Origin of the sequence: Pseudoxanthomonas sp. Root65 (assembly GCF_001427635.1) — a bacterium.
Classification (GTDB): Bacteria; Pseudomonadota; Gammaproteobacteria; order Xanthomonadales; family Xanthomonadaceae; genus Pseudoxanthomonas_A.
In genome coordinates this window covers 790,025-816,877 of the sequence record NZ_LMHA01000002.1, presented here as the reverse complement: position 1 = coordinate 816,877, position 26,853 = coordinate 790,025, and the positions used below count along the sequence as shown (strand labels likewise).

23 protein-coding genes and 1 other RNA gene are annotated in these 26,853 nt (G+C 68.3%); 8 read left to right on the top strand and 16 right to left on the bottom strand.

Annotation, left to right across the window (positions count from 1 at the left end):
* The 13 genes from recJ to hrcA form a co-directional block, all read right to left on the bottom strand.
* Complete coding sequence (gene recJ, locus ASD77_RS14335; RefSeq protein ID WP_055943107.1) at positions 1-1,728, bottom strand: single-stranded-DNA-specific exonuclease RecJ; 1,728 nt, start codon at positions 1,726-1,728, stop codon at positions 1-3.
* On the bottom strand, positions 1,725-2,678 hold the full coding sequence (locus ASD77_RS14330) for a hypothetical protein (RefSeq protein ID WP_055943104.1): 954 nt from the start codon (positions 2,676-2,678) through the stop codon (positions 1,725-1,727). Before ASD77_RS14330 ends, recJ begins: the two co-directional genes overlap by 4 nt.
* Positions 2,679-2,685: 7 nt before the next feature.
* Entirely contained in the window at positions 2,686-3,150 is a 465-nt protein-coding gene (gene greA / locus ASD77_RS14325) for a transcription elongation factor GreA (RefSeq protein ID WP_200947412.1), read from the bottom strand.
* Positions 3,151-3,158: 8 nt separating this feature from the next.
* Positions 3,159-6,404 carry a carbamoyl-phosphate synthase large subunit gene (gene carB, locus ASD77_RS14320; protein WP_055943097.1) on the bottom strand — a complete coding sequence of 1,082 codons (3,246 nt, stop codon included), beginning with the start codon at positions 6,402-6,404 and terminating at the stop codon, positions 3,159-3,161.
* Positions 6,405-6,496: 92 nt separating this feature from the next.
* Positions 6,497-7,624: a glutamine-hydrolyzing carbamoyl-phosphate synthase small subunit gene (carA, locus tag ASD77_RS14315; RefSeq protein ID WP_055943095.1), complete on the bottom strand. Its 1,128-nt coding sequence runs from the start codon at positions 7,622-7,624 to the stop codon at positions 6,497-6,499.
* A gap of 223 nt (positions 7,625-7,847) precedes the next feature.
* On the bottom strand, positions 7,848-8,567 hold the full coding sequence (gene dapB / locus ASD77_RS14310; protein ID WP_055943092.1) for a 4-hydroxy-tetrahydrodipicolinate reductase: 720 nt from the start codon (positions 8,565-8,567) through the stop codon (positions 7,848-7,850).
* Positions 8,568-8,620: 53 nt separating this feature from the next.
* Positions 8,621-9,931 carry an EAL domain-containing protein gene (locus ASD77_RS14305; RefSeq protein WP_055943089.1) on the bottom strand — a complete coding sequence of 437 codons (1,311 nt, stop codon included), beginning with the start codon at positions 9,929-9,931 and terminating at the stop codon, positions 8,621-8,623.
* A 138-nt stretch (positions 9,932-10,069) separates the two neighbouring features.
* The gene (locus tag ASD77_RS14300) at positions 10,070-11,227 is read right to left on the bottom strand and encodes a prephenate dehydrogenase (protein WP_235578542.1); all 1,158 of its coding nucleotides are present in this window, start codon (positions 11,225-11,227) and stop codon (positions 10,070-10,072) included.
* Positions 11,217-13,112, bottom strand: a complete 1,896-nt coding sequence (locus ASD77_RS14295) for a DUF3857 and transglutaminase domain-containing protein (protein ID WP_055943084.1) — start codon at positions 13,110-13,112, stop codon at positions 11,217-11,219. The genes ASD77_RS14300 and ASD77_RS14295 overlap by 11 nt, the downstream gene beginning before the upstream one ends.
* 135 nt (positions 13,113-13,247) lie before the next feature.
* A complete protein-coding gene (gene dnaJ, locus ASD77_RS14290) occupies positions 13,248-14,369 on the bottom strand; it encodes a molecular chaperone DnaJ (protein ID WP_055943079.1) in 1,122 nt (373 codons plus the stop codon).
* 128 nt (positions 14,370-14,497) lie between these two features.
* Complete coding sequence (gene dnaK, locus ASD77_RS14285) at positions 14,498-16,420, bottom strand: molecular chaperone DnaK (protein WP_055943076.1); 1,923 nt, start codon at positions 16,418-16,420, stop codon at positions 14,498-14,500.
* 110 nt (positions 16,421-16,530) lie between these two features.
* Positions 16,531-17,052, bottom strand: a complete 522-nt coding sequence (gene grpE, locus ASD77_RS14280; protein ID WP_055943074.1) for a nucleotide exchange factor GrpE — start codon at positions 17,050-17,052, stop codon at positions 16,531-16,533.
* Positions 17,053-17,093: 41 nt separating this feature from the next.
* Complete coding sequence (gene hrcA / locus ASD77_RS14275; protein WP_055943071.1) at positions 17,094-18,143, bottom strand: heat-inducible transcriptional repressor HrcA; 1,050 nt, start codon at positions 18,141-18,143, stop codon at positions 17,094-17,096.
* Positions 18,144-18,233: 90 nt separating this feature from the next.
* Between hrcA and recN the strand changes: the two genes are divergently transcribed.
* Positions 18,234-19,901 carry a DNA repair protein RecN gene (recN, locus tag ASD77_RS14270; RefSeq protein WP_055943068.1) on the top strand — a complete coding sequence of 556 codons (1,668 nt, stop codon included), beginning with the start codon at positions 18,234-18,236 and terminating at the stop codon, positions 19,899-19,901.
* 101 nt (positions 19,902-20,002) lie between these two features.
* Here recN and fur read toward each other — a convergent pair whose 3' ends face one another.
* Complete coding sequence (gene fur, locus ASD77_RS14265) at positions 20,003-20,407, bottom strand: ferric iron uptake transcriptional regulator (RefSeq protein ID WP_055943063.1); 405 nt, start codon at positions 20,405-20,407, stop codon at positions 20,003-20,005.
* 103 nt (positions 20,408-20,510) lie between these two features.
* Here fur and bamE point away from each other — a divergent pair, with 103 nt between their 5' ends.
* Positions 20,511-20,903 (top strand): outer membrane protein assembly factor BamE, encoded by a 393-nt coding sequence (gene bamE / locus ASD77_RS14260; protein WP_055943060.1) that lies wholly within the window; start codon positions 20,511-20,513, stop codon positions 20,901-20,903.
* Positions 20,904-20,918: 15 nt separating this feature from the next.
* Here bamE and ASD77_RS14255 read toward each other — a convergent pair whose 3' ends face one another.
* Together ASD77_RS14255 and ASD77_RS14250 are read right to left on the bottom strand one after the other, a co-directional pair.
* The gene (locus ASD77_RS14255; RefSeq protein WP_055943057.1) at positions 20,919-21,167 is read right to left on the bottom strand and encodes an RnfH family protein; all 249 of its coding nucleotides are present in this window, start codon (positions 21,165-21,167) and stop codon (positions 20,919-20,921) included.
* Position 21,168: 1 nt separating this feature from the next.
* The gene (locus ASD77_RS14250) at positions 21,169-21,597 is read right to left on the bottom strand and encodes a type II toxin-antitoxin system RatA family toxin (protein ID WP_055943529.1); all 429 of its coding nucleotides are present in this window, start codon (positions 21,595-21,597) and stop codon (positions 21,169-21,171) included.
* A gap of 41 nt (positions 21,598-21,638) precedes the next feature.
* Here ASD77_RS14250 and smpB point away from each other — a divergent pair, with 41 nt between their 5' ends.
* The 6 genes from smpB to ASD77_RS14225 all read left to right on the top strand — a co-directional run bounded on the left by smpB (position 21,639) and on the right by ASD77_RS14225 (position 26,842).
* Positions 21,639-22,127, top strand: a complete 489-nt coding sequence (smpB, locus tag ASD77_RS14245; RefSeq protein ID WP_055943054.1) for an SsrA-binding protein SmpB — start codon at positions 21,639-21,641, stop codon at positions 22,125-22,127.
* A 182-nt stretch (positions 22,128-22,309) separates the two neighbouring features.
* Positions 22,310-22,663: a transfer-messenger RNA gene (gene ssrA, locus ASD77_RS17850) on the top strand.
* Positions 22,664-22,805: 142 nt separating this feature from the next.
* Complete coding sequence (locus ASD77_RS14240; RefSeq protein WP_055943526.1) at positions 22,806-23,474, top strand: DUF3348 family protein; 669 nt, start codon at positions 22,806-22,808, stop codon at positions 23,472-23,474.
* Positions 23,471-25,558: a DUF802 domain-containing protein gene (locus tag ASD77_RS14235; RefSeq protein ID WP_055943051.1), complete on the top strand. Its 2,088-nt coding sequence runs from the start codon at positions 23,471-23,473 to the stop codon at positions 25,556-25,558. The genes ASD77_RS14240 and ASD77_RS14235 overlap by 4 nt, the downstream gene beginning before the upstream one ends.
* The gene (locus ASD77_RS14230; protein ID WP_055943046.1) at positions 25,555-26,205 is read left to right on the top strand and encodes an OmpA family protein; all 651 of its coding nucleotides are present in this window, start codon (positions 25,555-25,557) and stop codon (positions 26,203-26,205) included. Before ASD77_RS14235 ends, ASD77_RS14230 begins: the two co-directional genes overlap by 4 nt.
* Positions 26,195-26,842, top strand: coding sequence for a DUF2894 domain-containing protein (locus ASD77_RS14225; RefSeq protein ID WP_055943043.1), 648 nt, complete (start codon positions 26,195-26,197; stop codon positions 26,840-26,842). Before ASD77_RS14230 ends, ASD77_RS14225 begins: the two co-directional genes overlap by 11 nt.
* Positions 26,843-26,853 lie beyond the last annotated feature (11 nt).

Below are 26,853 nucleotides of genomic sequence, written 5' to 3'. Positions count from 1 at the left end.
TCAGTCCGCCGCCTGCCAATGGCGCACCAGCAGCTGGATACCGCGACGGTCGCGCCAATCGTCGGTGTCCAGCTGGTAGGCGGCCTGGATGCGCGTGGGCGGCGGCACGTCGTGCCAGCCGTTGAACTGGATGGCGTTCAACGGCGCGGCATGGCCGCCCGAGCGCAGCGAGAACTTCAGGTGCTTCTCGCCGACCACGCGCCAGTCCAGCACGTCGAACACGCCATCGAACACCGGCTCCGGAAACCCCTGTCCCCACGGTCCGGCACTGCGCAGGACGTCGGCGTGCGCACGATCGAGCTCGTCGGACGCCAGTTCGCCATCGCTCAGCACTTCCTCGCGCAACAGGTCGTCGTCGAGCAGCGCACTGGCGTGCTGGTGGAACGCGTCGCGGAACCGCGGCAGATCGCGTTCGTCCAGCGACAGTCCCGCCGCCATCGCATGGCCACCGAACCGCTGGATCAGGCCGGGGTGCGCGGTGTCGACCGCGGCCAGCGCGTCGCGGATATGGAATCCAGGAATCGAACGCGCGGAGCCGCGCAATGTCGTGCTGCCGGGTTCGGCCGGCGCGAACGCGATCACCGGCCGGTGCAGGCGCTCCTTGATCTTGGAGGCCACCAGGCCCACCACGCCGGGGTGCCATTCCGGGTCGAACAGGCACGGCGCCAGCGGCACCGGGCCGCCGTCGGTGCCGTCGAGGCGCGCGAGCGCTGCCTGCGCCTCGTCGACCATCTGCTGCTGCACGCCGCGGCGCTCGGCATTGATGCCCTCCAGCACGCGCGCCATCTCGTCGGCCTGGGTGACGTCGTCGGTCAGCAGGCAGGCGATGCCCAGCGCCATGTCCTCCAGCCGTCCCGCCGCGTTGAGGCGCGGCGCGATGGCGAAGCCGATGTCGGCGGCGGTCAGGCGTGCGGGATCGCGTCCGGCCACGCGCATCAGCGCCTGCAGGCCTGCGCATCCCTGCCCCGCGCGCAGGCGACGCAGTCCGGCGCCGACCAGGGCACGGTTGTTCGCGTCCAGCGGGACCAGGTCGGCGACGGTACCGATGGCGACCAGGTCGAGCAGCGTGGACAAGTCCGGTTCCGCGCCGTCAAAAGCACCGCGCTCGCGCAGCACGCGCCGCAACGCCAGCAGCACGTAGAACATCACGCCTACGCCGGCCAGCATCTTGCTGGGGAACGGGTCGTCGCGCAGGTTCGGATTGACGATGACATCGGCCGACGGCAGCTGCTCGCCCGGCAGGTGGTGGTCGGTGACGAGCACCTGCCAGCCCCGTGCCTTCGCGGCGGCGATGCCGGCGTGGCAGGCGATGCCGTGGTCCACGGTAACCAGCAGGTCGGGCTGCAGCGCGGCCAGCTCGTCCACCAGCGATGGCGACAGGCCGTAGCCGTGCACCATGCGGTTGGGCACCGCAGGCGTGACGCGCCGGGCACCCAGCAGACACAGTCCGCGCACCCCCACCGCGCAGGCAGTGGCGCCGTCGCAATCGAAGTCGCCGACGATGACGATATGCCGGTCCTGGGCGATCGCGTCCGCCAGCAACGCGGTAGCGTCGCCCAGTCCGCCCAACAGATCGGGCGGCAGCAGCTGGGCCAACCGTGGTTGCGCCTGTTCCATCGACAGCGCACCGCGCGCTTCGTAGATGCGTCGCAGCAGCGGCGGCACGCTCTCCGGCCAATCTCCGCCCGCGGCGATGGCGCGGCGGCGGATCCGTGGGGCCGGCGTCATGCGGGAACGTGGTCCGGGCGTGCCGTATCCAGACGTTGCAACGGACCGCGCCACAGGCGCCAGCGCTGTTCCCGGCGCAGCGAGAACAGCGCGCCGTCTTCGAAGTCGAGGTTGAGCGCGTCGAGTTCGCGCTTGCGCAGCGCCTCCAGCAGCGGCCGCAGCGCATCGCGGCACAGCAGATCAAGGTTGCGCAGGTGGCGCAGGTCGATCAGCGCATCGACGCCGCCTTCGCCATTGGCGTGCGTCTCTTCCACGCCGGCGACCTGCGCCAGTGACTGCAGCAGCACGTCATGGCCCTTCACCTGGCGGAAACCCGTGCGCACGGCATCCGGCAGCACGCCGCCGCCCCAGAACCAGAGCGAGTTCACCGGCGGCTTGCCCTGCGCCACGCGCTGCGCATTCCACGGGTGGTTGTGCAGCAGCACCTGCGCCTCGCTGAGCAGCGCACGCCAGCGCCGGCCGGCGTCGCCCTCCGGCAGATGCGCGAACAGGTCGTCGCCCAGCACCTCGCTGGCCGGCGCGAACGTCGGCAACTTCGCCTCCACCGGCAGACGCAGGTACCAGCGTGCCGGCTGCGGCGCATCGAGCAGCATGCCGGCATCGCCGAACAGCGGCTTCAGCGCGGGAAGCAGGTTCGCCGTGTCCTCATCGGTGAGCGCAAGCGCTTCGCCATACGCCAGCATGCGGGCCCCGGTCATGTCGGGGGACACGCGCGCGGGATCGGCGCGCAGCCAACTCGCGCCGGCCGCATCCCGCCCATCGCGCTGCCGCGTCAGCGCGGCGACCGGCCAGTGGTCCGGCACCAGTTGGAACTGGCGCCGCAGCTGCGCGCGCTCGCCGGCTTCGCCTTGGCTGCGGTCGGCGCGGCCCAGCGCCTTGGCCACGTCGGGCGGCAGCAGCTGGCCGACCAGCCGGGTGCGTGCGGGCAGCAGCAGGGTGGCCTGGGCCATCGGTCCGTCAGTCGACGTAGGAAACGCTGACGATTTCGTACTCGCGCTGGCCGGCCGGGGCGTCGATGGTGACGCTGTCGCCCTCGTGCTTGCCGATCAGGGCGCGGGCCAGCGGCGACGAAATCGCGATGAGCCCCAGCTTGATGTCGGCTTCGAGATCACCGACCACCTGGTAGCGCTTCTCTTCGTCGGTATCCACGTCGGCCAGCACCACCTTGGCGCCGAACACGATGCGCGAACCGGCATTGAGCTTGCTGACGTCGATGATCTCGGCGTGCGACAGCTCGCCTTCCAGCTGCTTGATGCGGCCTTCGATGAAGCCCTGCTGCTCGCGCGCGGCGTGGTACTCGGCGTTCTCCTTCAGGTCACCGTGCGCACGCGCTTCCGCGATGGCGGCGATCACTTCGGGGCGCTTGACCGTCTTCAGCAGGTCCAGTTCCTGGCGCAGGCGCTGCGCGCCTTCCATCGTCAATGGGGCTCTCACCCTTGAAGCTCCTTGTGCAGTTCCTGCAACGCCAGCACCGGGCCCGTGCCGCGGTATTCCAGCGAATGCACCAGCGCCTTGGCGCCGGCGACCGTGGTTGAATAGGTGACGCGGTGCTGCAGGGCCTCGCGCCGGATCGAGAAGGAGTCGGCGATGGCTTGGCGTCCTTCCGTGGTGTTGACGATATACACGATTTCGCCGTTCTTGATCAGGTCGACCACGTGCGGACGGCCTTCGAGCACCTTGTTGATCTGCTCGCAGGCGATACCGTGCTCGCCCAGCCAGGCCGCCGTGCCCGCCGTGGCGACGATGCTGTAGCCGCGGCTGACCAGTTGCTGCGCCACCGGCAGCACGCGCTTCTTGTCCGGGTCACGCACGGAGATGAACACCTTGCCGACCGGCGGCGCCTTGATGCCACCGGCTTCCTGCGCACGTGCCATGGCGGCACCGAAGCTGCGGCCTACGCCCATCACCTCGCCGGTGGAGCGCATCTCCGGGCCGAGGATCGGATCCACGCCCTGGAACTTGGCGAACGGGAAGATCGCCTCCTTGACCGAATAGTAGTCGGGCACGATTTCCTTGGTGGCGCCCTGCCCGGCCAGCGTCTTGCCGGCCATGCAGCGGGCGGCGATCTTGGCCAGCGGCATGCCGGTGGCCTTGGATACGAACGGCACGGTGCGCGACGCGCGCGGATTGACTTCCAGCAAGTAGACGATGTCGTCGCTGCCGTCTTCGCCGGCCTGGATGGCGAACTGGGTGTTCATCAGGCCGACCACCTTCAGCGCCTTGGCCAGCTCGACCACCTGGCGGCGCAGTTCGTCCTGCGTCCTGGCCGACAGCGAGTACGGCGGCAGCGAGCACGAGGAATCGCCCGAATGCACGCCGGCTTCCTCGATGTGCTCCATCACGCCGCCGATCAGCACGTGGCCCTCGGCGTCGGCGATGATGTCCACGTCCACTTCCACCGCATTGTCGAGGAAGCGGTCCAGCAGCACCGGTGAATCGTTGGAGACCTTGACCGCGTCACGCACGTAGCGGGCCAGGTCGGATTCGCCGTACACGATTTCCATCGCGCGGCCACCCAGCACGTACGAGGGACGCACGACCAGCGGATAACCGATCTCGCGCGCCAGCAGCAGGGCTTCCTGGTCGTTGCGGGCGATGCGGTTGGGCGGCTGCTTCAGGCCCAGCGCGTCGACCAGTTTCTGGAAGCGCTCGCGGTCTTCGGCCAGGTCGATGGAGTCCGGACTGGTGCCGATCACCGGCACGCCATTGGCTTCCAGCGCACGCGCCAGCTTCAGCGGCGTCTGCCCGCCGTACTGCACGATCACGCCCTTCGGCTGCTCCAGCTCGACGATCTCCAGCACGTCTTCCAGCGTCAGCGGCTCGAAGTACAGGCGGTCGGAGGTGTCGTAGTCGGTGGAGACGGTTTCCGGGTTGCAGTTGACCATGATGGTCTCGAACCCGTCCTCGCGCAGCGCCAGCGCCGCGTGCACGCAGCAGTAGTCGAACTCGATGCCCTGGCCGATGCGGTTGGGGCCGCCGCCCAGGATCATGATCTTGTCGCGGTTGGTCGGCTGCGCTTCGCACTCGTCCTCGTAGGTCGAGTACAGGTAGGCGGTGCTGGTGGCGAATTCGGCCGCGCACGAGTCCACGCGCTTGTACACCGGCTTCACGCCCAGCGCCTTGCGCAGCACGCGCACGGCGGTCTCGTTGGTGTTGGCCAGCTGCGCCAGGCGCGCATCGGAAAAGCCCATGCGCTTGAGGCGGCGCATGCGCGCCTTGTCCAGCGACCCCAGGCCATCGGCGGCCAGCTGCTGCTCGGCGGCGATGATCTCTTCCATCTGGTCCAGGAACCAGGGATCGATGAACGACAGCGCGTGCACCTGCTCCACGCTCATGCCGGCACGGAACGCGTCGGCCACGTAGAACAGGCGCTCCGGACCGGGCGCCTTCAGTTCGCGGCGCAGCGCGGCCAGATCATCCTCGTCGGCCAGGTCCAGACCGGTCGGGTCCAGGCCGACCTTGCCGGTTTCCAGCCCGCGCAGCGCCTTCTGCAGCGATTCCTGGAAGGTGCGGCCCATCGCCATCACCTCGCCCACGGATTTCATCTGCGTGGTCAGGCGGGCGTCGGCCTGCGGGAACTTCTCGAAGGCGAAGCGCGGGATCTTGGTCACCACGTAGTCGATCGCGGGCTCGAACGAGGCCGGGGTCAGGCCGCCGGTGATCTCGTTCTTCAGTTCGTCCAGCGTGTAGCCCACGGCCAGCTTGGCCGCGACCTTGGCGATCGGGAAGCCGGTGGCCTTGGACGCCAGCGCCGACGAGCGCGATACGCGCGGGTTCATCTCGATCACGACCACGCGTCCGGTCTGCGCATTGATGCCGAACTGCACGTTCGAGCCGCCGGTGTCCACGCCGATCTTGCGCAGCACCGCGATGGAGGCATCGCGCAGGCGCTGGTACTCCTTGTCGGTCAGGGTCTGCGCCGGCGCGACGGTGATGCTGTCGCCGGTGTGCACGCCCATCGGGTCAAGGTTCTCGATGGAGCAGACGATGATGCAGTTGTCCGCGGTGTCGCGGACCACTTCCATCTCGAATTCCTTCCAGCCCAGCACCGATTCCTCCACCAGCACCTCGGTGGTCGGCGACAGTTCCAGGCCGCGGGTGACGATGTCGATCAGCTCTTCGCGGTTGTAGGCGATGCCGCCGCCGCTGCCGCCCAGGGTGAAGCTGGGCCGGATGATGGTGGGATAGCCGACGCGGGTCTGGATCTCCAGCGCTTCTTCCAGCGTGTGGGCGACGGCGGCCTTGGGGCATTCCAGCCCGATCTCGCCCATCGCCACGCGGAACAGCTCGCGGTCTTCGGCCATGCGGATGGCATCGCGCTTGGCGCCGATCAGCTCCACGCCGTACTTGTCCAGCACGCCGTGGTCGGCCAGGTCCAGCGCGCAGTTCAGCGCGGTCTGGCCGCCCATCGTCGGCAGCAGCGCGTCGGGCTTCTCCTTCGCGATGATCTTCTCGACCGTCTGCCAGTTGATCGGCTCGATGTACACCGCGTCCGCCATTTCCGGGTCGGTCATGATGGTCGCGGGATTGCTGTTGACCAGCACCACCCGGTACCCCTCCTCGCGCAGCGCCTTGCAGGCCTGTGCGCCGGAGTAGTCGAACTCGCAGGCCTGGCCGATGACGATCGGGCCTGCGCCGATGATCAGGATGGTTTTAAGGTCGTTGCGCTTGGGCATGCTGTCCTCGGTTCTTCGCGTGGCCGTCGCGCGCGGTGCGCGGCGTGCGGCCGGTAAACAAATGTGGGGCGGATGGTCGGCGGCGTGCCGGCTTAACGCCCTGGGCCCATCGACTGGACGAACCGGTCGAACAGCGGTGCCACGTCGTGCGGCCCCGGCGACGCTTCCGGATGGCCCTGGAAGGAAAACGCCGGTGCGTCGGTCAGTTCGATGCCCTGGTTGGTGCCGTCGAACAGCGAGCGGTGGATCACCCGCACGTTGGCCGGCAGCGTCGTTTCGTCGACGGCAAAACCATGGTTCTGCGACGTGATCATCACGCGACCACTGTCGAGGTCCTGCACCGGATGGTTGGCACCGTGGTGGCCGTGCCCCATCTTCATGGTCTGCGCGCCGGCGGCGAGCGCCAGCAGCTGGTGGCCCAGGCAGATGCCGAAGGTGGGGATCTTCTTCGCGATGAATTCGCGGATCGCGGCGATGGCATAGTCGCAGGGCGCCGGATCGCCCGGGCCGTTGGACAGGAACACACCATCGGGCTGCATCGCCAGCACGTCGGCGGCGCTGGTCTGCGCCGGTACCACGGTCACCTCGCAGCCGCGCTCGGCCAGCATGCGCAGGATGTTGTGCTTCACGCCGAAGTCGTAGGCCACGACCTTGAATTTGGCCGGGGCCTGCACGAAGGCGTTGCGGTCCAGGTCGAGCTGGCCATCGCGCCACGAATAGGCCTTGTCGGTGGTGACCACCTTGGCCAGGTCCATGCCCTTCAGGCCCGGGAACTTGCGTGCGGCTTCCAGCGCCTGGTCGGCATCGAGGCCGTCGCCGGCCATCAGGGCGCCGTTCTGGGCGCCGCGCTCGCGCAGGATGCGGGTCAGCTTGCGGGTGTCGATGCCGGCGATGGCCACGATGCCGCGCGTGGACAGCCATTCCGGCAGCGCCTGCTGGTTGCGCCAGCTGCTGGGACGGCGCGGCACGTCGCGCACGATCAGGCCGGCGCACCAGACCTTCGACGCTTCGTCGTCCTGGTCGGTGCAACCGGTGTTGCCGATGTGGGGATACGTCAGGGTGACGAGCTGGCGGGCGTACGACGGGTCGGTCAGGATTTCCTGGTAGCCGGTCATGGCGGTGTTGAACACCACTTCGCCGACGGAAAGGCCGTCTGCGCCTACGGATTCGCCCTCGAATACGGTGCCGTCTTCGAGTACGAGAATTGCGGGTCGTGTCACGGGGTTCGCCTTGGGGTGGAGGAACCCTGTCCCACCGGCTTGCGGCTGCAAGAAACCGCAGACGCGGCGTTGATCCGGTCCGTGGCGATGGGTAACAGGCGAGCGGGAATTGTACGGAAACGGCCTGTTCAGCGCCACCGTTTTTTTGCCCGGCAGACCATTGGCAGACCGCCAGAGCACGGCGTATTCAGGTTGGGGCGAGCGTACGGCGCTCGCCCGGCCTTCAATCCAGCAGGTCGCGCACGCGGTAATTGCCGGCCGGTCGACCGGCGAGTTTCCGCGCCGCGTGCAGGGCGCCGCGGGCGAACACGTCGCGATGCGTGGCGCGATGGACCAGTTCGACGCGTTCGCCCAGGCCGGTGAATTGCACGGTGTGCTCGCCGACGATGTCGCCCGCGCGCAGACTGGCGTAATGCACCTGTGCGCCCGCGCTGCCCGCCGCCTGTCCCAATGTCAGCGCGGTACCTGAAGGGGCGTCCTTCTTGTGCACGTGATGCGATTCCACGACATCCACGTCCCATCCGGACAAGGCTGCAGCGGCACGCTCGACCAGTTCGGCCAGCACGGCGACGCCCAGGCTGAAGTTCGTTGCCCAGACCAACGGGATGGTGGCGGCCGCGCGCGAAACCGCGTCGATCTGCTCAGCCGAGATGCCGGTCGTGCCCGACACCAGCGGCGCGCCACGCTCCACGCACAGGGCGAGGATGGGATCGAATCCATCGGGCAGGCTGAAGTCGATGGCGACATCGAATGCCGGCACGCCGCCCAGCTCGCTGGCGGCGAAATGCGGCACGCCATCGACCACGCGCGGCGAGGGCGTGCGTCGCGTCACCGCCGCGACGACCTGGTACCGATCGGGCTGTTCGGCGGCCAGGCGGAGCAGCGACTGGCCCATGCGGCCGGAAGCACCATGGATGAGGAGGCGGGTGGCGGTGGCGTTCATGCCTGCATGGTAGCGGGCGCCCGTGAAGCTGGCGACAGGATGCGGTGAAGGCCTCAGGGCACCTGCGGATGTCCCAGGTGGTAGCCCTGCGCATACGGCACGCCAAGCTGTCGCAACGTGGCGAGCTGCTGCGCCGTTTCCACGCCTTCCGCCACCAACTCGGCACGGGTCCCATGTGCGAACGTCAGCAGCGCGGCGATCAGCGCCTGCATGCGCGGACGCTGGTCCACGTCACGCACCAGCGTGACGTCGAGCTTGATGATGTCCGGCGCCAGGCGCAGCACATGGCGGAGGGTGGAGAATCCCGCGCCGGTATCGTCCACCGCGATGCGCGTGCCCAGCGCCTGCAGGGCGGCCAGGCGGAGATTGAGTTGCCCGTAGTCCTCCACGGGCGTGTGCTCGGTGATCTCCAGCACCAGGCGATGCGGCTGGTGCGCTTGCAGCAGCGATGTCAGCGCATCGCTGCAGGCGGTTTCCGGTGACACGTTGAGGGCGAGGTAGGCATCGTTCGGGACGCTTCCCAGATGGGCAAGTGCAGTCCGCACCGCCGCCAGTTCGAGCTGGATGCTCATGCCATGGCGAGCGGCCTCCTCGAACCATCGCACGGTGGACATGTCGTACTCCACTGGAAACCGCGCCAACGCTTCGTAGCCGACGATCGCGCCGTCGCTGAGCCGCACGATGGGCTGCAGCGCGGCGCTCATCTGCCCTGCTTCCAGCACCGCCTCCAGGCGCGTGCGCGCTTCCTGCGACTGCTGGCGCTCGCGCTCGCCCTGACCTTTCCTGTGTTCGAGCGCCGCGCGCATCTGCGCGTGCTCGATCGCCTTGTAGAGGCTGGCCGCGACCAACGCGCTCAACTGTTCGAGCGTGCGCTGATCGGTGTCGCCGTACGCGCCAGGCACGGTCGAGACCACCTTGAGTACGCCTACGGCCTGGCGACGGAAGTACAGCGGCGCCACCAGCATCGAGCGCAGGCCCACGTTGCGACAGGCCTCGCGATTGACGCGCGGGTCGGTCTCGCTGTCGTCGCAGCGCAATACGCGTCCTTCCTCCAGACAACGCCCGGAAAGACTGCCCTTCGCCGGCATCAGCAGGCCGACCTGGTTGGCCGCGATGCCGCTGGCCGACCAGTAGCGCATCTGATCGCCGTCGCGTATCTCCAGCACGGCACCGGCCGATCGCGTCAGTTCCTGTGCGCGGCACGTGATGGCATCGACGACGTCCTGCGGGTCGGGGCCAGCGGCTGCAATCTCGCTCTGCGCCGCCACAATGCGCGTCAACAGCGCGACTGCGTCCGCTTCGGCCATCGCGGGCACCGGCGAACGCACCGACGAAAGTGGGACCAGTCTGTTGTCGCGGGCCATCTCCGTCACTCCTTGAGGATGATGATGGGGAGCGTCAGCGCGTGCGCCCCGATGGATCCGATGCTAGGCCCGTCATGTCACAGTTGTCGAGTAAACGGATTTACTTTCATTTCCCCGATCCTGCGCGCGACGCACGCATCAGGCCAGAACACGCCCCAGCTGCCGTGCGGCAATCTCCTCCACCGCGCGTCGCAGCGCCTCCAGGTCCACGCCGGCATCGAATCCGATCCGGAAATGCACCTCGCCTTCGGGCGTGCGCGAGGAGTGGATCGATGACAGGCTCACCGCATGCCGCTCGAACACGTGCAGCAGCGCGCGCAACGAGCCCGGCCGGTCCTCCGGCAGGTGCACGCTGAGCGCCTCGCCGGCCGCGAGATCGGCCAGCAGATACCCGATCCGCTCGTAGCTGTAGTTGCCTTCGGCCAACGCCACCTCGCCGATGGCGACGCGGTTGTCGCGCAGGAATTCGTCGCGGAAGGCGGCACGCGCGGCGTCGCTGCCGTCGCGCACCAGCGCCGCCATCCGGCTGATCTGCCCACCCAGCGCCTGCAGCACGGCGCCCGCATGCGGATTGCCGAACTGGATGTCTTCGTAGATCGCCGGATTGAGCGACAGGATGCGCGCGATGATCGCGGCGTCCATCTCGAAGGAGGCCGACCGGAACGGCATCACCGCGGCCAGGTCGCCGACCTGCAGGGCCTGCCCGCGCAGGACGCCGGCCTGCGCCAGGTGCGTCGCGTGCACCATCGCCTGCACCAACGCCATCACCCTGTCGTGCTGTTCGGGCGTGGCATGCACGCTTTCGGCTTCAAGCGCCGCGAGCAGCTCCGCCACCCACGGTCGCCAGAGCTGCAGCCGCGCCTCGCTCACCACCATCACCCTGCCCTTCAGGGTCGGCGCCTTCGGGGGCGCGGTCATCGGGTGCAGGCCGACGACCTCCGCCTGCGAACGCAGCATGGCCGCCACGGGCGTGGTCTTGATGGAGGTAACGTCGAGCCAGAGCTTGCCTGCCTCGTGGCCGTTCGCCAGACCGGTGTACCGGTCGATCACCGCGGCGGTATGGCGGATCGGGGCGGAGAACACCAGCACGTCCGCGCGCCGGACCAGTTCCGCTTCGTCGACGGACTGCGCATCCGCCGGGTCGTGGCCGATGACCGTCAGCCCCATCCGGGTACGGAAGAACGACTGCAGCCAGCGGCCATAGGCGCCGGCGCTGCCGACGATGCCCACCAACGGGCGCTGGGGTAGGTTCAATGCCCCAGCGCCGTCCTGCGAACCGGCAGGTTCAGTCGGCACGGACATCCGCAGCCAGATAGACGATCTGCTCGCGCAGGCCGGGGAGGATCTTCTGCATCGTCCGTGCGTACGCGGTGTTGTACTCCGGCGAGCAGACAGGGCCTGGCGTGCGGTCGTCCAGCCGGCGGTTGATGTGGATACGGTTGCCTTCGCGCCGGTAGGTCGCGCGGAAAGCGACGTTGCCCTCCTCGACATCCACATTGCCGGGCAGCGAGGCGATGCGCATACCGGGGGCCAGTTCGATCATGTACTCCTCCTCCGAGTAGATGCCACCGCAGCCGCTCTCGCCCGCCGGCTGGTCGACGCTCCCGAGGTTGCGCGCCACGATGCTCGCTATCGGCGCGTAGCTGATGAACCAGGGCTGCGTTTGCAGGCCACCCGACGCCGGCAGCATGCGCGCGACCTCGAAGTCCGCGTCGATGCTGAAGTCGTCCTGCAGCGGGCGGGCGTCGGGATATCGCACCGTGCCGTCGGCGCGAAGCGCCATGCGCTCGAAGTAGCGGCGCACCATCTTGCCTGCCTCGGCCGGGGGCAGCTCGCGGAACTGGTCGCGTGCCATTACCGCCAGCCTGCCGCTCAGCTCCACCTGCTGGCTGCCGTTGACCGAGCCGTCGGCGGCGATCCGCACCGTCGTGCGCAGCTTCTGGCCATCGCGGCCGGCTTCACGCAACGGCGTCGATGCGCCTTCGTGATGACCCTCCACCAACAGCACCGGCTTGCCCGCGGATCCGTTCGGCAAAGACCCGAAAGGCACGGTGGCCGCGGTGGAATCGGCGTACAAGTCGAGGCTTGGGATGTAAGTGATGACGTGGTTGACCACCGATGCCACCGGTACCCTGGGCAGCGTGTAGGTGCCACCGGCGTTGATCAGGGCCTGCGTGCTCGAGATACCCCTGGCGGCCAGCAACGCCTGCAACAGCGTGGCGTGGTCCTTGCAGTCTCCCATGCGGTTGTCCAGCACCTGGTCCAGGTCGCGCGGCACGACGGCACCCAGGCCGATGCAGTTGCCCGCGTAGGTGATGTTGCGCGACACCCATTCGTAAAGACGCTTGGCGGTCTCGCGCGGTTCGCGCGCGTCGCCGGCGATCTCGTCGGCCAGCGTGCGGATGCGCGGCGTCGGTACCGCCTTCGCGTTCGCCGGACCGCCGTACGCCTGCGCGATCTGCGCATAGTCGCGAAACGTGGAATAGGCGTAGCCGGGATAGCGCTCGGGGTTGTACACGCTGTCGCGCAAGCTTTCGCGAGGCACTGGCGTGCGGTTGCGCCATCGCCACTCGATCACGCGACGGCCGTCGCGCTCGCGCTTGCTTTCCTGCATCTGCCAGGACTGGTGGCCGGCCTGCACCGTGGCCGGCGCGTCCAGCGTGATCTTCACGTCGCCGTAGTATTGGGCGGGATTGAAATTCTCGATCACCGAGAACTGGCCCGGAAACATCGGCTGCAGGGCGGTCAACCTGTAGGCGAACACGGTGGTGTCGCCGACTGCCAGATCGGGGAACACCACCGTCAGCGTGGTGTTGTCGGAGTACACAGGCGAGTCGCCTTCGTGCCCAGCTGCGGACTGAACCTGATAGTTGCCGGGCGGCACCACGACCTTGCGACCGTCCGCCTTGAGTGTATAGGCCGCCACCACCTCGGCCTTCTGGATACTGGTGCTGTAGCCGACCGACGCGGTCTTGGCCGCTTCCAGCGCAGCCTCCTTCAACACCCTGGTCGCTGTCTCGCGCGTCTCCACGTAGCGGCCGTCGGCGTCGACGACATAAGCGACATGCTCATGCTCGACCTGCAGCGGACGCTCCTCGGCGGTCTGCGCCGATGTTGCGCCGGCCAGTGCCGATGCCGCGACCAGGCAGACCCCGGCCACCTTCCCCAAGTGCTTGCGCATTCCCCACGTCCTCCCTGTCCATATGCGTAGGTCGCCGGCTGGCGACGCACCATCCTAGCAATGGTTCGGCTGCCCAGAACGCAGGACGCCCGGCAGAGACCGGGCGTCGACGGGAGGACAGGCTCCGGCAGGACCTCAGGACGTCATGCGATCCCAGAACCCCTTGACGCCATCGAGGAACGTCGCGGACTTCGGCGAGTGCTTGCGTGCTTCGTCGCCGCTGAAGGTGGCTTCGAACTTCTCCAGGAGCTCGCGCTGCTCGGGAGTCAGGTTGACCGGCGTCTCCACCACCACGCGGCAGTAGAGATCGCCCTCGCTGCGGCTGCGCACCGACTTGACGCCCTTGCCGCGCAGGCGGAACAGCTTGCCGGTCTGCGTTTCGGCCGGGATGCGGATCTCGGCTTCGCCGCGCAGCGTGGGCACGCGCACGGTGTCGCCCAGTGCCGCCTGCGAAATGCGGATCGGCACTTCGCAGTGCAGGTCGTCGCCGTCGCGCTGGAAGATGTCGTGCTCGCGCACGCGCACTTCCACGTAAAGGTCGCCGGGCGGCGTGCCGGGCGGGCCGGCCTCGCCTTCGCCGGTCAGGCGGATGCGGTCGCCGTTGTCCACGCCGGCCGGAATCTTGACCGACAGGACCTTCTCTTCTTCCACGCGCCCGGCGCCATGGCATTCGGTGCAGGGGTTCTTGATGGTCTGACCGCGACCGCCGCAGGCCGGGCAGGCCTGCTGCATGGCGAAAATACCGCGCTGCATGCGCACGTTGCCGCGACCGCCGCACGTGCCGCAGGTCTCGACCCTGCCGTCCGCCGAGCCCGAACCCTTGCAGGGCTCGCAGGCGACGAGCGACGGGATCTCGATCCGCTTCTCGGCGCCGGCAACGGCTTCTTCCAGGTCCAGCTCCATCACGTAGCCGACGTCGGCGCCGCGACGCGCAGCACGCGCACCGCCGCCACCGAAGATGTTGCCGAAAATGTCGCCGAAAATGTCGCCCATGTCCGGACCGCCGGGACCGCCGCCTCCGCCCATGCCGTGCTCGAACGCGGCATGGCCGTGGGCGTCGTAGGTACGGCGCTTGGCACCGTCCGACAACACCTCGTAGGCCTCCTTGCACTCCTTGAACGCCGCCTCGGCCGCGGCGTCGCCGGGATTGCGGTCCGGGTGGTGTTTCATCGCGCAGCGGCGATAGGCCTTCTTCAGGTCTTCGTCGCTGGCGTCGCGGGCCACGCCCAGGACTTCGTAGTAATCGCGTTTGCTCATGGAAGCCGGGATTCGTTATTCAGGATTCGGGATGGTTAGAAGCGAGCACACGGCTTGGGACCGGGACGGGAACGGAAGAAGCGGAGCTTGCGCTCCGCTTTTCCGAATCACGAATCCCGAATCACCCATCACGGCTTCTTGTCATCCTTCACTTCGGTGAACTCCGCGTCGACCACGTCGTCGGCCGCTGCCGAGCCGCCGCCGGCGGAACCGCCACCGGGCTGCTCGGTCGAGGCCGCCGCCGCATACAGCGACTGGGCGGCTTCTTCCAGCGCCTTCGCCTTGGCTTCGATCTGCGCCTTCTCATCGCCCTTCATCGCCGTTTCCAGTTCGGCGATGGCGGCCTCGACGCGACCGATCACATCACCCGGCACCTTGCTGCCATGCTCGGTAATGGCGCTGCGGGTGGCGTGCAGCAGGCCGTCGGCCTGGTTGCGCGTCTGCACCAGCTCTTGGAACTTCTTGTCTTCCTCGCGGTGCGCCTCGGCATCGGCGACCATGCGCGCGATCTCGTCCTCGGACAGGCCCGAACCGGCCTTGATCTCGACCTTCTGTTCCTTGTTGGTCTTCTTGTCCTTGGCCGACACGTGCAGGATGCCGTTGGCGTCGATGTCGAACGACACTTCCACCTGCGGCATGCCGCGCGGCGCCGGCTCGATGCCGGACAGGTCGAACTTGGCCAGCGACTTGTTGAAGCGGGCCTGTTCGCGCTCGCCCTGCAGCACATGCACCGTCACCGCGGACTGGTTGTCCTCGGCGGTGGAGAAGGTCTGCGAGGCCTTGGTCGGGATGGTGGTGTTCTTCTCGATGATCTTGGTGAACACGCCGCCCAGCGTTTCGATGCCCAGTGACAGCGGGGTCACGTCGAGCAGCAGCACGTCCTTGACGTCGCCGGCCAGCACGCCGCCCTGGATCGCGGCGCCCAGCGCCACGGCTTCGTCCGGGTTGACGTCCTTGCGCGGTTCCTTGCCGAAGAACTCGGCCACCGCCTGCTGCACCTTCGGCATGCGGGTCTGGCCACCGACCAGGATCACCTCGCCGATGTCGCTGGCACGCAGGCCGGCATCGTTCAGCGCGATGCGGCACGGCTCGATGGTCTTCTTCACCAGGTCTTCGACCAGCGCCTCCAGCTTGGCGCGGGTCAGCTTGATGTTGAGGTGCTTCGGACCGGAGGCATCGGCCGTCACGTACGGCAGGTTCACTTCGGTCTGCTGCGAGCTGGACAGCTCGATCTTGGCGCGCTCGGCCGCGTCCTTCAGGCGCTGCAGGGCCAGCGGATCCTTGCGCAGGTCGATGCCCTGGTCCTTCTGGAACTCCTCGACGAGGTAGTCGATGACGCGCTTGTCGAAGTCCTCGCCACCCAGGAAGGTGTCGCCGTTGGTCGCCAGCACTTCGAACTGCTTCTCGCCGTCGACGTTGGCGATCTCGATGATCGACACGTCGAACGTGCCGCCGCCCAGGTCATAGACGACGATCTTGCGGTCGGCACCGCCGTCGCCCTTGTCCAGGCCATAGGCCAGCGCGGCGGCGGTGGGTTCATTGATGATGCGCTTGACGTCCAGGCCGGCGATCTTGCCGGCGTCCTTGGTAGCCTGGCGCTGGCTGTCGTTGAAGTAGGCCGGCACGGTGATGACGGCTTCGGTGACGGTCTCGCCGAGGAAGGCTTCGGCCGTCTTCTTCATCTTTTCCAGGATGCGCGCGGAGATTTCCTGCGCCGACAGCTTCTTGCCGTCGGAGGTCTGCACCCAGGCGTCGCCGTTCTCGTGCGGGATGATGGCGTAAGGGACCAGGTCCAGGTCCTTCTTCACTTCAGCGTCGGTGAACTTGCGGCCGATCAGGCGCTTCACCGCGTAGAAGGTGTTCTTCGGATTGGTCACGGCCTGGCGCTTGGCCGAGGCGCCGACCAGCACTTCGCCGTCCTTCGTGTAGGCCACGATGGAGGGCGTGGTGCGGTCGCCTTCCGAGTTTTCGATGACGCGGGCCTTGCCGCCGTCCATGATCGCCACGCACGAGTTGGTCGTGCCCAGGTCGATGCCGATGATCTTGCCCATGATGGATCTCGCTCCCTAGCAAATTCTGATGTTGGACCCGGCGCCCGGCCGGGTGGATGGTCCCGATATAGGGATGCGATGGCGCGGTTCAAGCGCTATCGCGACGGTGTTCAGTCGTGCCTGGCCACCACGACCAGCGCCGGACGCAGCAGGCGGCCGTTGAGCACGTAGCCCTTCTGGAACACCTGCACCACGCTGCCGGGCGCCGCGTCGGGCGCGTCGGCCTGGCTGATGGCCTGGTGGTGGTCGGGGTTGAAGGCTTCGCCGGTGGGGTCGAGCAGCACCAGGCCGTTGTCGCCGGCGACCTTGAGCAGTTGCTTGAAGGTCAGTTCCAGCCCGTCCTTCAACGGACTGGGCTCCGTGCCCGCGGCCGCCAGGCCGGCGTCGAGACTGTCGAACACCGGCAGCAGGTCGCCCAGCAGGCGTTCGTTGGCGAACTTGCGGGCCTGCTCGATGTCGCGGGCCACGCGCTTGCGCTGGTTTTCCAGGTCGGCACGCTCAAGCAGCGTGGTGGCGCGCAGCTGGTCCAGCTCGTTGCGCAGCGTTTCCAGCTCGGCCAGCAGCGCGGCATCGGCCTCGGGGGACTCGGGCGCATGGCCCTGAGCGTCGTCGTAATCGTGTTGTTCGTTCATTTCGGTTCCCTGGCGGCAGGTCCGGCCGCCCGACCGGGAACCTATGGGGCCGTGGATTCCGGATTCAAGGCCGCGCCCAGGACATCAGCCGCGGCCTGCACCACCGGGATGACCCGGTCGTACGCCATGCGCGTGGGCCCGATGACGCCCAGCACGCCCAGTACCTGCCCGCCCGCCATGTACGGCGCGGTCACCACCGATACGCCGTCGTGCGGCGCCAGTCCGGTGTCCTCGCCGATGAAGATGCGCACGCCCGGGGCGCGGATCGTGCGTTCCAGCAGCTGCAGGATCTCGCGCTTGCGGGCGAAGGCCTCGAACAGGTCCCGCAGCCGTTCCAGGTCGGCCAGCTCTTGCACGCCCATCAACCGGGTCTGCCCGGCCAGCACCACGTCGTCGCCGGGCGGCGTGAGGGCCTGCTCGGCCAGCTCAATCGATTCGGCCAGCAGCCCTTCCATTTCGGTCTGTGCCCGGCGCAGGTCGTGCAGCAGGTTGGCGCGGATCTCCGACAGCGGCCGGCCGGCGAACTGGGTATTCAGATAGTTGGCGATCCGCTCCAGCTCCGACCGCTCGTACACGCGACGGGTCTCGATGACCCGGTTCTGCACGTCGTTATCGGCGAATACCAGGATCGCCATCACCCGCTGGCCATCCAGCGGCACGAAGTCGATGTAGCGGAAGGCGAACTGTTCCCGCCGCGGCACGCTGACCACGCCGACGAAGTGGGTCATCGCCGACAGCAGCTCGGACGCGTTGCCCAGCAGGGCCTGGGTACCGGCGCCAGCCGACAGTTCGGCACGCAGGCGCGCCACCTCGCCCTCGCCCAGCGACTTCACCTGCACCAGGCTGTCGACGAACACCCGGTAGCCCTGCGCGGTCGGGATACGGCCGGCCGACGTGTGCGGCGAACTCAGCAGCCCGACCTCTTCCAGTTCCGACAGGATGTTGCGGATGGTCGCCGGGCTGACCTCCAGCCCGGCGTGCCGGGCCAGCGTCTGCGACCCGACCGGCTCGCCGTCGCGGATGTAGCGCGAGATCAGCGTGCGCAGCAACTGGCGGGCGCGCGGATCCAGCGGGGGCGATGGCGAATGCATACCCGCTAGATAACGTCGCACCGCCCCCTTTGCAAGCGGACCGTCGCCGCTGTCTCAGCACGTGAGCCGGCTCCGCTTACAATCCGCCGCATGCTCAGACACCTCGCCCTCAAGGATTTCGCCGTCGTCCGTGCCGCCGAACTGGAATTCGGCGATGGCATGACCGTCATTTCCGGTGAAACCGGCGCCGGCAAGTCGCTGCTGGTGGACGCGCTGGGTTTCCTGTCCGGCCTGCGGGCCGACAGCGGCGTGGTCCGCCACGGTGCCGAGCGCGCGGAGCTCTCGGCCGAGTTTGCCGCTGCCGCGGGATCGCCGGCGCAGGCGTGGCTGGCCGACAACGCGCTGGACGACGATGGCCAGTGCCAGTTGCGCCGGGTGATCCGGGCCGATGGCGGTTCGCGCGCTTGGATCAACGGCCGCAGCGTCACGTTGTCGCAGCTGACCGAACTGGCCAGCCGGCTGGTGGAAATCCATGGCCAGCACGAACACCAGGCGCTGCTCGCCCGCAACAGCCAGCTGGACCTGCTGGACGCCTTCGCCCGCAACGAGGGCGAACGCACCGCCGTCCGTGATGCCGCCCGCCGCTGGACCGCGCTGCTGCGCGAGCGCGAACAACTGTCCGGTCAGGGCGATGTGTCCGACCGGATCAACTACCTGGAACACCAACTGGCGGAACTGCAGCGCGAGGACCTGGCGCCCGCCACGCTGGAGACGCTGGTGGCCAGCCACCGTCGGCAGGCGCACGCCGCCGGCCTGATCCAGGCCTGCGATGCCGCCTTGGGCGAACTGGCCAGCGACGATGCGCCGTCGCTGACGCGCCAGTTGCAACAGGTTCGCGCCGAGCTTGCCCGGCAGGCCGAACACGAGCCCCGCCTGCGCGACGTGGAGGCATTGCTGGACGGCGCCGCGATCCAGATCGAGGAGGCCGTGTCGTTGCTGGGCCAGGTGCGCGACGACCTGGATGGCGAACCGCTGCAGTTCGACGCGCTGGAGCGCAAGCTCGCCCGCGTGCACGACCTGGCCCGCAAGCACCGGGTGCCCCTGGACGGCCTGCAGGAGCAGCACGACCGTCTGGCCGCCGAACTTGAATCGCTGCGCGGGGCCGGCGAGCGCCTGCTCCAGCTCAACACGGAAATCGACACGACCCGGGCGCAGTGGCGCGATGCCGCCGCCGCCCTGACCCGCACCCGCCAGCGCGCCGCCAAGGCGCTGGGCGAGACCACCACCGCGCTGATCGCCGAGCTGGGCATGGGCGGCGGCCGCTTCGAAATCGAACTGGAACCCCAGGACAGCGAACGCCCCGACCCGACCGGCGCCGAACGGGTGGAATTCCTGGTCTCCGCCAACGCCGGGCAGCCGCCACGCCCGCTGCGCAAGGTCGCCTCCGGCGGCGAACTCGCGCGCATTTCGCTGGCGATCGAAGTCGCGGCGCTGGGCCTGGATGCCGTGCCGACCATGATTTTCGACGAGGTCGACACCGGCATCGGTGGCGCGGTGGCCGAGATCGTCGGCCAGAAGCTGCGCGCCCTCGGCGCCCAGCGGCAGGTGTTGTGCGTCACCCACCTGCCGCAGGTGGCCGCCCAGGGCCATGCGCACTACCGCGTCAGCAAGGCCCCGGTGGACGGCATGACCCAGAGCGCGGTCGAAAAGCTCGGCGCGAAGCAGCGCGAGGAAGAACTCGCCCGCATGCTCGGCGGCGTGGAAGTCAGCAAGGAAGCGCATGCCGCGGCGAAGCGGCTGCTGGCCAACGCGGTCTGACCGAACCTGGTTTCATCTGTGGGAGCGACGTCAGTCGCGATGAAGCACCGCGACCCATCATCGCGACTGACGTCGCTCCCACAGCCAGGATTCTCGGGAGGTCAGCGCTTCTTGCGCACGTACAGCACCAGCGAGTGCTCTTCCAGTTCGTAGCCGTGCTTGGCGGCGATCTCGCGCTGCAGCTTCTCGATCTCGACGCTCTCGAACTCGATGATCTTGCCCGTGTCCACGTCGACCATATGGTCGTGGTGGCCGCCACGGTCCAGCTCGTAGACGGCCTGGCCGCCTTCGAAGTTGTGCTTCAGCACCAGGCCAGCGGCTTCGAACTGCGTCAGCACGCGATACACGGTCGCCAGGCCGATCTCGTCGCCGTGGTCCAGCAACTGGCGATAGATGTCTTCCGCGCTCAGGTGGTGCTGGGTGTTCTTCTGTTCCAGCAGTTCCAGGATGCGCATGCGCGGGTGGGTGACCTTGAGGCCGACTTTGCGAAGGTCCTGCGATTCCATGGCGTCTCCGTTCACTCTCGGTTTAGCGCCAGCTGCCTGAAGCTCGGTTGCGGCGGTCCGCGGGAGTGTATCATCGGCCCGGTTTCCCACCGTACCTGTCCCAATGCGCAAATTCCTGCTGGCTGCCGTCCTCGCTTCCGCCACCGCTGGCTGCGGCATCCTCTACAAGCAGCCGATCTACCAGGGCAACCTGATCGAGAAGACGGCCGTGGACCAGCTGCAGGCGGGACAGAGCAAGCAGCAGGTGCAGTCGTTGCTCGGCAGCCCGTCGATCGCCGATCCGTTCCACGCCAACCGCTGGGACTACACCGCGAGCAACCGCACCAACCGCCGCGGTACGACCGAAATCAAGAATCTCACCCTGATCTTCGACGGCGACACGCTCGCCAGCTGGGAAGGCGAATACTTCCCCGAGGCCGACCTGCAGCTGTCGCGCGATGTGCGCAAGTTCGGTCCCAACCTCGCCAAGGAAAAGAAGAAGGGCGGCCGCCGCTGAGGCGCGGCGCGTTCCTTACCTGAGCGCGCGCCGTCGGCGCGCCTCCTTCGGATCGATCAGCAACGGCCGCAGCACCTCCACGCGGTCGTTTTCGTTCAATACCGTCTCCACCGTGGCATTGACGCCATGGATCGCCACCGCCGGATGCCCGGCATCGGCGAAGCCGCTTGCCGCCAGCGCCTCGCTCACGGTGGCGCCTTCGGGCAGGTCGAGCACCACCGACTCGAACCGGTGCGGCCAGGCGCGGATCACCTCCACGCGCACGTCATTCTCCGCGGTCGGCGGCGCGCACGAAGTCGTCCACCATGCGATCCGCAAGGCCCTGGAATCCCAAGGCCATGGCCGGCGCCAGCAGGCGGCTGGTTGGCTCGAACTCCAGCGTCAGCGTGACCTTGCAGGCCGATTCGTCGAGCGCATGGAAGTCCCAGCGCCCGTGCAGCTTGCGGAAGGGACCGTCGACCAGGTTCATGTCGATGCGGTGCGGACGGTCCAGCACGTTCTCGGTGGTGAACCAGGTGCGCAGCGACCCGAATCCCAGGTCCAGCCGCGCCACCAGCCTCGCCTCGCCCTGCTCGATCAGTTCGGCGGCGCTGCACCAGTCGAACCGGCGCGGGTAGGCCGCCACGTCGTTGACCAGGTCGAACATCCGGGTGGCCGAGTGTTCGACCAGGGCGCTGCGGCGGATCGTATGCATGTGGCTCGCGTAGGGTTCCGCCTTCGGCGACAATAGGACGGATGGCAAAGAAACCGGACAAGAATAAAGCAACGGGCACGATCGCGCTGAACAAGCGCGCCCGGCACGAATATCACTTCGAGGAACGCTACGAGGCGGGCCTTGCCCTGCAGGGATGGGAGCTGAAGGCGATCCGCGCCGGCCGCGCCAACATCACCGAGGCGTACGCGATCGTTCGCCATGGCGAGATCTTCCTGTTCGGCGCGCAGATCACGCCGCTGATCCAGGCCTCCAGCCACGTGGTGGCCGACGACCGCCGCACCCGCAAGCTGCTGCTGCACCGGAACGAGATCGACAGCCTGGTCGGCAAGGTCGAGCGCGACGGCTACACGCTGGTGCCCACCTCCCTGTACTGGAAGGGCAACAAGGTCAAGGCCGAGATCGCCCTGGCCAAGGGCAAGCAGACCCACGACAAGCGCGCCACCGAGAAGGACCGCGACTGGGCCCGCGAGAAGTCGCGGGTGATGCGCCGGCACAACAAGAACGCGTGAAACCCGGATCGGCTGTGGGAGCGACGTAAGTCGCGAAAGGGCGTCCGGATGGCCCGTTCGCGACTTACGTCGCTCCCACAGCCGGTTTCCACGATGTGAAGGCTGAACACCCGCGCCGTCGCGCCTTGTGAAGCGGGGTGCCCGCCCCTACACTTGCCCTCGTCAGGACGTTTCTGACTCCCGGGGGTGCACTGGCTTCGACGGGGGTTGCGAAGTTACCTGGTGCATGCCGAGGGGGCAGCTTTCCTCGTAAATCCAGCGGCAAAACTCTAGTTGCCAACGACGACAACTACGCTCTCGCCGCTTAAGGCGTAAGCCCCGAAACTGCTTGTGTCCGTGCTCGCAGCGTAGGGTCATCATCACGGAATCGCCGGGAGTGGTTGCCTGTCAGCACCCGGTCAACCTAAAACAGGCTGGTCCTGCGGTGCGCTTTGCCCACCGTGCTGTCGCAGGATGAGATCCAACGGGGGGATAAGCATGTAGTACCGGGGATGGAGTGCCTTCGGACGGCGGTTCAATTCCGCCCACCTCCACCATCTTGAAGAAAAGCCGGAACCGCGAGGTTCCGGCTTTTTCTTTGTCTGCGCGGCCTCTCGACTCAGATTGCGCCCCAACGCGGGGATGGGCGGCCAGCCGGCTTGGCGCTTCCTGTAAAATCGCCGTCTTTTGAGCGTCATCGTGGCTTTACCGCAGCAACGGGCGGCCGTCTCGGCCCCCGCCTTCGTCCGTCGGCTCGCCCGGTTGGGCGACCTCGAACAGCCGTCCGCCGGCCCTGCCCTCTCCGAACGGCTGGGGCAATGGATCGACTGGAACCGGGCCATCGCGCTGTCCCGCGCGCTCGACGGCACACCGGCATCCGCCTCGCATCCGATCCAGGTCGACAGCGAAGCGGCAGCCTGTGCCCGCGTGCGCGCCACGCTGCACGCCGCCATCCTGCGCAGCGACAAGCTCGACGCGTTGCCCGCTGACGATGCCGCCCCGTTCCGTCGCCATTGCGTGGACCTGCAGCGGTCGATGCAGGCATCGACGGGCCAGCTGCGCGGACGGCTGCGCGATGCCTTGGCCACCGGCACGGCGGACCAGGCGCGCCTGGCCGAGGTCGACGCCGTCATGGAGATGACGCTCAGTCCGCGCGAGCAGGCGCTGCTGGCGGCCACACCGTCCCTGCTCGTCCGCCACTTCGACCGGCTGAAGCTGGCCCATGCCGACGCGCCCGGCGACGCCTGGCGGGTCACCTTCCGCCGCGACCTTCAGGACCTGCTGCTCGCCGAGCTGGAGGTCCGCTTCCATCCCATCGACGCGCTGCTGGCCGCGCTTCGCTCTTCGCCCGTTTCCGGAACACCATGAACCGACATCTGCTCCCCACCGCCCTGTTCCTGCTGGGCCTCGCCATCGTCACCTGGATCGGCCTCGGCTATGTCGGCACGCATGCGCTGGGCGCACTCGTCACCCTGGTGATCGGCGCGTGCTATGTCGCGGGTGCGGTGGAACTGTATCGCTACCGGCAGGCCACCGCGACGCTGCAGCACGCGGTCGCGGACACGTCCACCGCACGCGAAGGCCTGTCGACGTGGCTGTCGTCGCTGCACGCGAGTCTTCGGCCCTCGGTGCGCCAGCGCATCGAAGGCGCACGCGTCGCCCTGCCCGCGCCCGCGCTGACGCCGTACCTGGTCGGGTTGCTGGTGCTGCTGGGCATGCTCGGCACGCTGCTCGGCATGATGGCCACGCTGCGTGGTACCGGACTGGCGCTGGAAAGCGCCACGGATCTGGACGCGATCCGCGGCTCGCTGGCCGCGCCGGTAAAGGGGCTCGGCTTCGCCTTCGGCACGTCGATCGCGGGCGTGGCGACGTCGGCGGTGCTTGGCCTGCTGGCGGCGCTGTGCCGCCGTGAACGCCTGCACGCCGTGCACCTGCTCGATGCCGAGATCACGACATCGCTGCATGTGCATTCGCAGTCGTTCCAGCGCGAGGAATCCTTCCGCCTGCTGCAACAGCAGGCCGCATTGATGCCGGACCTGGTGGAACGGCTGCAGGCGATGGTCGCGTCGATCGAGCACCAGAACACCGCCGCCGGCGAGCGCCTGGTGGCCAGCCAGGCCACGTTCCACGAACGCAGCGAAGCGGCGCAGGCCCAGTTGGCGGCTTCGCTGGAAAACGTGCTGAAAGCCGGCGTCGACGCGAGTGCGCGCGCCGTCGTGGCGGCGCTGCAGCCGGCGACCGAAGCGACCTTGGCCGGCCTGGCGCGCGAAAGCGCCGCGATGCACGACACCGTCAGCCAGGCCGTGCAACGACAGATGGACGGGCTGAACACCGGCTTCGGTGCCGCTGCCAACGCCGCCGCGGCCAGCTGGACGTCGGCCATCGAACAGCAGCAGCGCTCGAATGCCGCGCTTGCGGGTGACATGCAGGCGCTGACCGAGCGCCTGGCCGGTGCATTCGAAGCGCGCTCGTCCGCGCTGATCGACAGTGTCGCGTCGGGACTGGAACTCAATGCGACCACGCTGGCGGAGCGCTGGGACCAGGCGCTGGCGCAGCAGGAAGCCACCAGTGCCGGCATCGCCGCCCGCAACGAGCAGGCCTTGGCTGCCACCGCCGCCGACATGCAGCGTCATGCCAGCGAACTTCTCGACGCGCTGCGCACGTCGCAGACCGAAGCGCAGCGCGCACTGGCTGCGCAGGACGAACAGCGTCTCGCCGCCTGGGCCGAGCGGCTGGCGGCGACGGGTGCCGCCCTGCAAACGCAGTGGGAACAGGCCGGCGCGCAGACCGCCCGCCTGCAGCAGGACATCTGCGATGCGCTCGCACGGACCGCAGAGGAGATCACCACGCAGGCGCAGGCACACTCCACGCAGACCATCGCCGAGATTTCGCAGCTCGTGCAGGTTGCGTCCGAGGCGCCCCGCGCGGCGGCCGACGTCATCGCCGAACTGCGGCAGAAGCTGTCCGACAGCATGGTGCGTGACACCGCCATGCTGGAGGAGCGCAACCAACTGATGGAAACCCTGCAGACCCTGCTCGATGCGGTGAACCACGCCTCGACCGAGCAACGCGGCGCCATCGATGCGCTGGTCGCCACCTCGGCCGACCTGCTGGAGCGCGTCGGCACCCGCTTCACCGACCATGTCGAGGCCGAAACCGGCAAGCTCGGCGGCATCGCCGCGCAGGTCGCCGCCGGGGCCACCGAGGTCGCCAGCCTCGGCGATGCGCTCGGCACCGCGGTGCAGCTGTTCGGCAAGTCGAACGAGGAACTGCTGGTGCGCCTGCAGGGCATCGAGGGCGCGCTCGACCGTTCGCTGGCGCGCAGCGACGACCAGTTGGCCTATTACGTGGCGCAGGCGCGCGAGGTCATCGACCTGAGCCTGTCGGCGCAGCGGCAGATCACCCTCGATCTGCAGCAGCTGGCGGGTGCAACGCCGGCGGAGGCCGCGTGAGCGTCGAGACCGGCGACGACGCCGATCTCGGCGCACCCGTCTGGGCCAGCTTCGGCGACCTGATGTCGGTGCTGCTGGGCGCCTTCGTGCTGGTGCTGGTGGGCGTGATCGCCGTGCAGGCTCAGCTGTCGCAACGACTGGATGAGGAAGTGCGCCGGCGCGAACTGGAAACGCAGCAGCGCACTGCGCTGGAAAAGGCCCTTGCCGTGCCGCTGGCCGAAGGCCGGGTGACGCTGGTCGATGGCCGCATCGGCATCCGCGGCAACGTGCTGTTCGCGCTGAACTCGGACCAGCTGGAACCGGAGGGCCGCGAGTTGCTGAAGGGCCTTGCCGCGCCACTGGCCGGCTACCTGCGTACGCGCGACGAGATCCTGATGGTCAGCGGTTTCACCGACGACCGCCAGGTCAGCGGCAACAACCGCCAGTTCGCCGACAACTGGGAACTGTCGGCGCAGCGCGCGCTCACCGTCACCCGCACGCTGATCGCCGATGGCGTGCCGTCGTCGTCGGTGTTCGCCGCCGCCTTCGGCGCCGAGCAGCCGGTCAGCGCGAACGACAGCGAAGACGGACGCGCACGCAATCGCCGCGTCGAGATCGCGCCGGTGCCGCGCCCCGCCCAACGCGACGCCACCACGCATGGACGGTGACGCCCTGCCCGCCAGCGCGCAGTTGCAGGCCTGGCGCGCGCGCGGCGCCGAGCGCATGGATCCCATGCGCTTCGCCTTCCTCGATGCACTGGCGACGCGTACGCAGGCGCACGCCGGAGAAGCACGACGCCTGCTCGACGCACGCCTGACCCGCCTGATCGGCGAGTACGCCACCGATCTGGCTGGATGGACGCCGCCGCCGGCGCGCGCCGCGACCGGCTCCACGCTGCACGTGGACGGCACTACGCTGCATGACCTCGTGACCGTGCTGCGGCAGCGTTCGCCGATACCGTCCACGCCGACCGCCGGCCCCATGGACACACCGCCAAGCCAGGCACCCGCCGCGCTCGAAGAGGCGCGTCGCGTGTGGACGCAGGTGCGCACCGACAGCCAACTGCGCGCCTCGCTCGACGACCTGCCCGGCGACGCGGGACCGCTCAACTCCGGCAAGCTGGTCCACCGCGCCCTGCACTTCATGCGCGAGGTCTCGCCCGGCTACCTGCAACACTTCATCGCCTACACCGACACGCTGTCGTCGCTGGAACGCCTGCAGCAGGACCTCGGCCCGCTCGCCGCCGATGGCGCAGACAGCGGCAAGCCCGCCAGCCGCACGCGAACCCGCAAGCGACGGAGCTGACGTCCGCTCAG